The following is a 6,913-nucleotide window of genomic DNA, read 5'->3' on the forward strand; positions in this document are numbered from 1 at the left end:
TTAATCTAAAACCGAACAAGCCGGCAAGTACTGCTAGTAATAAATCTTTAGGCAAGGGAACGAGCATCCAAGCCCATGCCATCTTATATGAAAAGCCTTCTGGTGCTGCTAACCAAAATTTGTAGGCAGCGTACATCCAGTTGGTACCGAAAAGATAGTTAAATGCAGTTCCAGCTAAAGCGGCAACTACAAATCCAACTTTTATTGGGAACTTCTCAACAATGAGACCCGCAATGTAAGCGGTACCTATAAAGGAGAGAATGAAGCCGAAAGTTGGGCTGATAATCGTGTCTAAACCTCCAGAAAAGTTAGCGAAGACAGGTAATCCAGCTAAACCAATCAGTGCATATACAAGCATGGCGATTGCACCATTTCGTTTTCCTAATAGAAGACCGGCTAGAATGGCAAAAAATGTTTGTAGTGTGATTGGGACACCACCGATGATTAAAAATGAAGCAATGTTAGCACCAATCATCATTAAAGCAGCGAACATCGCCGTTTTAACCAATAGTAATGTCCGTGAATGGTTGATTGTTCTTGTTGCTGTGGAACTAGTCATGTGAACCCTCCAGTAACTCAATATAGCAACAGTATAATAGATTTTGAATTTATATGTCAACGTATTTTTGTTTTTGGTTAACGTAAAGATAAAATGCTATGAATTATGGGAGTTAGTCGAGTTAATCTTAATAAAGTGAACATTATAACTTATACCTTGCAAACATGTGGTCTAATTTTTTCTTGAGGTTGTTCTGTAGAAACAGTAGCACCCTTTAACATAGCCTAATAAAAAGCTCTAATAAATTACACTGTTGTTTATCGTACATTTGCGCTCGCCGCACGTTCCGCATGAGCCAACAAGTATAAAAATCACATACTTGTGGGTCTCATTCTCCACGCTCATGCGGCATGCTAGGCGCAAATGAACTCTTTTGTATGTTTTTAATATCAACAGTCTTCTTTAATAGCAAAAATAAATGAAGCAGAAAGAGGTCGAAATTGCATCTTCGACCAAAATAAAGAAACCTTCTATTCTGTGTAGTAAATCAAACAAATATTATTGTGTGCTTACTTGCAAGGGAGTGAAGGACGCACACCCGCCGTAGGATGATCTATAAAAAATAGTTGGACATGTGACTGCGTCACAAGCCCAACTATTTATTCTTTAGATTATTGTATAGAAAGTTAAGCGTCCGAAGCGGACTGGAAACCTGACACTCTTAATAAATGTTATCTAAGTTTTGTTTTGTAATTGTAGTTGTTCACAATTCTTTTCCTGCGGAGTCTTCAGTTCAAGCGTTTCTACAGTAGTCTTCATGGAAGTCCTGCTTGGCGATCTATGTTTGCGTTTGGATGTTATTTCGTATATTCGTAGGTGATTGTCCCATCATCATTAAGCTCATAGTCCATATTTTCAGCTTGGAAAATCATGATCATTTTTAGTTGAAGCTGGGAAGTGTTTTGATTGAGGTTTGAAGTTAGCCGTGTGAGTTCGTCATGTGTAGCCTGAGACTTTTGTTTCTTTAGACTTTCGGTCATTTGATGAACCAGTTTAAATTGGTCATCGTAATACGATTTTAAAGGTTGAAGACGACTATCTAATGTAGCTGTTTGTGCTTGTAGTAAATACAAGTGTTGAACGATTTCATCGACTTTAGTTATTGTGAGTAGGTTTTTATTGTAGTGATTCATAAGTGTATTTATGTCATCATTCATTTTCGTATCGATCTCACTAGTACGTAAAATATAGCTATGTATAGCATCTTCTGACTGTGATGAAGCCACTGTGTTAACGGGCATTGTAAGAGACTTTGTGTTTTGTGGCATAACCCAGGTAGACAGGGCATAGACATTCCAAAGCAAAACTAACAGTCCAACCATACCACCAATTTGTAAAAACGGTTTTTTGTATGTTGTAATTCTTTTAGGTTTTTCACTTTCAAATCGATCGTATCGATAGCTGTAAACATCACGTCTATTGCTTTTAGCATGTTGCTTTTCTCTTTCGGCCATAGCCTTCCTGAACTCGCGTTGTTGCTTATTTAACATCTTATCCTCCATGGGTGATTCGTTTTACCTATTGTAACAAGAAGTGTCGAATTATGGAATATGTTGGATGGCGATTCCAATAGAGTTTTTTTATGTTAGTAGAGTTGCAGGAAGGTCAATATACAAAAAATCGAGCTGCGACTAAGTCACAACTCGATTACAGCAGAAGGTAGTTGAAATCTAAACTATCCTTTTTTAACAAATTCGGATTTTAATTTCATAGCTCCAAAGCCATCGATCTTACAATCAATATCATGATCTCCATCAACTAGGCGGATGCTTTTTACTTTTGTCCCTATTTTTAAAGTAGAAGAGCTTCCTTTTACTTTAAGGTCTTTGATGATAGTAACAGAGTCTCCGTCGTTTAAGACGTTTCCATTTGCATCTTTAACAACTTTAGTTTCTTCCGTAGTGTCAGCTTCCCCTACTACAGACCACTCATTGGCACATTCTGGGCAAATTAACAGATTTACATCTTCGTACGTGTATGATGAATTACATTTTGGGCAATGTGGTAAATCAACCATAATTTTATTTCCTCCATTCATTATTGCAAATTCTGTTATATAAGAATTATCCTTATTTCCTTTTGTTTAACCTGGGGTATCTAAGCATTACCTAGTTAATAGTTTAAAGTGAAATAGTTTCTTCTATTATATAGGTAAAGTGATGTTGTTTCTCGGTTATTTATAAAGTGGTGATTGAAATAATTCAAGAAACTAAGAAATAATCAGTTTGTTAATGAATAGAAGGAAAGGCACGTACATGTATTTCTACTCTATTTAGAATGATAGGTGTGAGTGCGTAAAATGTTAAATTTCAGATTATTTTGTATATTATAATAATTTTATGGTATAGTTAACCAAATAAATTGGTAATTTTTTAAAAAATAATAAATATAAGGATGGAGGTTTTTCATGGGGAAAATTACTTTGCAAATTAATCTCTGATTCTATTTATTTAAAGATGTATTTCCTATTTTGAATTTATAAAAATATACCGTGACTACCAGCATTCTGAGATTCACAGAGAATAAAAGATACGAGATGCGCATAGTTTAGAGAATTGAAAGTTGCTGTTGATGAAACCGACTTTACCACCGTAGTCGAGAGTGATTTTCATTCCGCGAATGATGCCACAGATTTCAGATGGACAAACATTTAGACAAGCTAATATTGAATGTTCCAATTCCTCGTAATGCAGGCCGCTTTCTTATCGTTTTAAAATAGAAAGGAGAATGAAAATGAAGAAAAAATTAGTATTTATGATAATGACTTTTTTTCTAATTAGTTTTATTGCTGGTTGTAATTTTGGAGGAAAAGAAAAAGTTAGTGCAGGAAATGAAAATGATAAGAGTGTATTGTCTCGAATTGAAAAATCTAATGTGCTAAATGTTGCGTTTGAAGGCACATATCCTCCATTTAATTTCATAGATGATAATGATGAATTTCAAGGTTTTGATGTAGATATTTCGAATGAAATTGCTGAAAGATTAGGTGTTAAAGCCAATTTCATTGCGACAAAATGGGATGGTCTAATCGGCGGGTTAAAGGCTGATAAATTCGATATCATTATCGGTCAAATGACCGTTACAGAAGAACGTAAAAAAAGTGTGGATTTCACGGATCCCTATGTCATCACTGGTTCTGTTTTAGTTACTCGTGAGGATACGAACGACATTACAAAACTTGAAGATATTAAAGGAAAGAAAGTTGGCGTAGGTGGCGGTACTACTTTTGAAGAAGTTGCAAATAGTGTTGAAGGTGCAGACGTGAAATTATACAAAGCAGTGAGTGATTATATCCAAGACCTTACGAATGAACGATTAGATGTCATTATTAACGACCAACTATTAATAAGCTACAACATCAAAGAAAATAAACTTCCTATAAAAATCGCGAGCGATATTGTCAATAAAGATGAAATCGGAATGGCGGTTAATAAAGGGAATGAAGACTTTATTAAAAAGGTAAATACAGCACTAAAAGAGATGAAAGAAGACGGAACATATAACGAAATTTATAAAAAATGGTTTGGATCGGAACCAATCACAAATTAATAATAAGTAAATCTTTTACTAGCATAGAGAAACAAATGAATTTCTCTATGCTATATATCAATACCCCGTATTTTCATTGATAGGGAGGGCAAGTTCATTTGCATATCGTTATTTTAGGTACCGGGATGATTGGGACAACAGTAGTTTGTGAAATTGCGAAATTTAATGGGATTGATACAGTCACTGCTGTGGACGTGAGACAAGAAAGCATTGATAAATGTTTAGAAATCGCAAACAGCCCTAAAGTAGTTGGTAAAGTAGCCTCACTTGAAACTGAACAAGATATGGCACAGGTTTTAATGGATGCTGATGTAGCAGTAGCATGCCTTCCTCATTCGTTGAGTCTTATCGCCATTAAAGCAGCAATTGCATCTAAATGTCATCTAGTAGACTTAGTCGGATCTAGGTTTAATGAAAAAAGGGCATTGCATAAAGAAGCACAAGCGGCAGGTGTAATTATTGTGCCTGGGTGTGGGGTTGCTCCGGGAATCACGAACTTCTTAGCAGCTCAAGGTATTGAGATGCTAGATGAAGCTGAGGAGGCAGTCATGATGTGCGGTGGCATACCGAGACATCCGATTCCGCCTTTATGGTATCAAGTTGTATTCCGTCTTGAAAGTGTGTTGGGTCTTTATACAAAACCTGCGTTGGCAGTTGAAAACGGGGAACTTGTCCAATTACTTCCCCTTACAGGATTAGAAAAAATAACGTTTCCAGAGCCCGTGGGTGTTTGTGAGAGTGTCATAACCGATGCGCATAGCACGGCATACATTCTCAAGGATAAAGTGAAGCATCTATATGAACGAACAGTTCGCTATCCAGGACATTGGGGGAAAATGAATGTCTTAAGTGAATTAGGTTTCTTCGATAATGATGCTATCTCAGTGGACGGAATGACGATTACTCCACGAGTGTTTACAGAAAAAATTCTTGCGCCAAAAATGCTTGGCAGATCCAATGAAGATATCACGGTTTTGCGTGTTGAAGTACGTGGCATGAAAGATAAAAAAGCAACAAAGTATACGTGGCAAATGGTGGACTTATATGATCATGGACGGAACATCACTTCTATGGCCAAAACGACTGCTATTCCTGCTGCATTAATGGCTAAATGGATTGCGTTGAAAACAATAACAGAGACCGGAGTTGCTCCTATTGAGAGCCTCATTGTTAGGGAGAGATTCCAGCCTTTTATAGAAGAAATGAGTCGTTTAGGGATCAATATTAACTTTAATGAAGAAGTAAACGCGTAAATGATGATACTACTATGTAGCTAGACTGATAGGAGGAGGAGTTATGGACCACACAATCATTATTGATTCATTGCCGTCCTTACTTAAAGCTACTTTAATGACAATATTTTTGGCAGGAATATCAATCGTAATTGCACTTATAATTGGTTTTTTCACCGCAATCGTAAGAATAGTGAAAGTGAAGATACTAAATGAAATTGCAAATATATATGTTTCAATTATTCGTGGAACTCCACTGCTTGTTCAAATTTTTGTTATTTACTATGGTTTACCTCAAATAGGTATTGCCCTTGATCCGATTTCTTCTGGGATTTTGGCTTTAAGTTTAAATGCAGGCGCTTACCTGTCTGAATCGTTTCGGGCATCTATACTTGCTGTGGATAATGGACAGATGGAAGCTTCTATGGCAATGGGGATGACCTATTCGCAAGCGTTAAAAAGAATTATTCTTCCACAAAGCTTGCGAATAGCGATTCCCACATTGTCGAATTCGTTTATCGTGTTGATCAAAGATACATCGCTTGTTTCGGTAATTACTGTAACGGAGTTATTACAAATGTCGAGTTTGATTATCGCAAAAACGTTTGAACCTCTCACCATTTATTTAGTTGCAGCTGCAATTTATTGGATATTAATTTCGTTCTTTACCAACTTGTTAGATAAACTAGAAATTAAATCATCCAGATACTTAGTAAGATGATTACACGATTTGAACATACGAATGTTAGGAGATTGCCATGAGTATTATTCAAATACATCAATTAAAAAAGAGCTTTGGAACGAATGAAGTTTTACAGGGAATCGACTTCTCAGTAAATAAAAGCGAAGTGGTCGTTATTATGGGTCCTAGCGGCTCAGGGAAATCCACCTTGCTGCGTTGTTTAAACTTTTTAGAAGAGCCATCGGAAGGAACTATTCAGATTGGTGATTATCAAGTCATTGCGGGTGGGAAAATAGATAGTAAAAGGAAGAAAGAAATAAGAGAGTTGAGGAAACGAACAGGTTTTGTGTTTCAATCTTTCAATCTATTTCCCCATAAAACGGCAATTGAAAATGTTATGGAAGGTCCAATTGTTATACACGGTACTAAAATAAATGAAGCAAGAAAGCTGGGAGAAGCTCTTCTTGTGAAAGTGGGGCTTGGTGATAGGTGCGACTATTATCCAGCTCAACTGTCCGGTGGTCAACAGCAACGAGTAGCAATCGCCAGGTCATTAGCGTTAAATCCATTGGTCATGCTCTACGATGAACCAACTTCGGCTTTGGATCCTGAACTCGTACGAGAAGTTCTACAGGTCATTAAAGATTTGGCTCAAGAAGGTATGACGATGATCATTGTTACACACGAAATGAGCTTTGCGAAAGACGTAGCGGACAGGGTCGTTTTTATGGATAATGGAGTCATCGTTGAGCAAGGCACATCTGAAGAAATCTTCGGAAATCCTAAAGAAGAAAGAACAAAACAGTTTTTGTCATCAGTAGAATAATAAGTTAACCTAGCGGCTGAGATTTCATATTTAGCTGCTTTTTTGTGCGCGAAAGTGGGTGAAAC

The 6,913-nt window shown here is 36.7% G+C and carries 7 protein-coding genes; 4 read left to right on the top strand and 3 right to left on the bottom strand.

The window, feature by feature from the left end; genetic code table 11:
- From WBG45_RS10235 to WBG45_RS10245, 3 genes are all read right to left on the bottom strand, one after another.
- The coding region (locus tag WBG45_RS10235; RefSeq protein ID WP_424414253.1) for a biotin transporter BioY at positions 1-559 on the bottom strand (559 nt) is incomplete at its 3' end.
- Positions 560-1,356: 797 nt separating this feature from the next.
- Complete coding sequence (locus WBG45_RS10240) at positions 1,357-2,049, bottom strand: hypothetical protein (RefSeq protein WP_424414255.1); 693 nt, start codon at positions 2,047-2,049, stop codon at positions 1,357-1,359.
- A 185-nt stretch (positions 2,050-2,234) separates the two neighbouring features.
- A complete protein-coding gene (locus WBG45_RS10245) occupies positions 2,235-2,576 on the bottom strand; it encodes a zinc ribbon domain-containing protein YjdM (protein ID WP_424414257.1) in 342 nt (113 codons plus the stop codon).
- 716 nt (positions 2,577-3,292) lie between these two features.
- On the opposite strand from WBG45_RS10245, the gene WBG45_RS10250 reads away from it, so the two are divergent.
- From WBG45_RS10250 to WBG45_RS10265, 4 genes are all read left to right on the top strand, one after another.
- Positions 3,293-4,108 carry a transporter substrate-binding domain-containing protein gene (locus WBG45_RS10250; protein WP_424414259.1) on the top strand — a complete coding sequence of 272 codons (816 nt, stop codon included), beginning with the start codon at positions 3,293-3,295 and terminating at the stop codon, positions 4,106-4,108.
- A gap of 98 nt (positions 4,109-4,206) precedes the next feature.
- Entirely contained in the window at positions 4,207-5,361 is a 1,155-nt protein-coding gene (locus WBG45_RS10255) for a saccharopine dehydrogenase family protein (protein WP_424414261.1), read from the top strand.
- 43 nt (positions 5,362-5,404) lie between these two features.
- The gene (locus tag WBG45_RS10260) at positions 5,405-6,061 is read left to right on the top strand and encodes an amino acid ABC transporter permease (RefSeq protein WP_024535942.1); all 657 of its coding nucleotides are present in this window, start codon (positions 5,405-5,407) and stop codon (positions 6,059-6,061) included.
- A gap of 37 nt (positions 6,062-6,098) precedes the next feature.
- Positions 6,099-6,848 (top strand): amino acid ABC transporter ATP-binding protein, encoded by a 750-nt coding sequence (locus WBG45_RS10265; protein WP_424414263.1) that lies wholly within the window; start codon positions 6,099-6,101, stop codon positions 6,846-6,848.
- Positions 6,849-6,913: the final 65 nt, after the last annotated feature.

This window comes from Paenisporosarcina sp., assembly GCF_049671445.1.
Lineage (GTDB): Bacteria > Bacillota > Bacilli > Bacillales_A > Planococcaceae > Paenisporosarcina.